The 469-nt window shown below is 58.4% G+C and carries 1 protein-coding gene; it reads left to right on the forward strand.

Features of this window, described 5'->3' with window-relative positions; translation table 11 throughout:
* Nucleotides 1-150: 150 nt before the first annotated feature.
* Nucleotides 151-469, forward strand: a 319-nt coding sequence (locus RMT89_RS41080) for a hypothetical protein (RefSeq protein WP_315888857.1), incomplete at its 3' end; no start/stop codon positions are given.

The raw sequence follows: 469 nt of genomic DNA on the forward strand, positions 1-469 counted from the left end.
GTTCTGGACACCTACCACTCGCAGGCCGGTCACGCCGTCGCTGAAGCTTGCTCCCTTCTGGGTAAGCAAGCCGTGAACTTTTATCCGGTTCGGAAGGCTGAAATCGGAAAGCCTCTAAAGCCCCAGCAGGTCGCAGCCCAGGATAATGGTATGACCGTCCTCCACGCCCTCCCGGCGGGTCGCTCTGCGATCCTGTACCATCAGGCCAAGAAGTCTCTGAACAGTTACGATGACGGGCATGGCGTGTACATGATGCCCAACGCTCTGAAACTCCCGGAAATGATCACGGAGACAGCCGCTGAGGTACGGGCCACACTAGCGTCCATCGACCTTCCCCCGCGCATGCCGGTGATCATCGCTGCCAGCAGCGGGACGATCTCGGCAGGGGTGATCAAGGGGTTCTGGGAGTTCGGGGAATATGATCGCTTCGACCGCCAATTTATCATCCATCAAGGGTATGACCGATCTG

It is taken from the genome of Streptomyces sp. P17 (assembly GCF_032436805.1).
Lineage (GTDB): Bacteria > Actinomycetota > Actinomycetes > Streptomycetales > Streptomycetaceae > Streptomyces.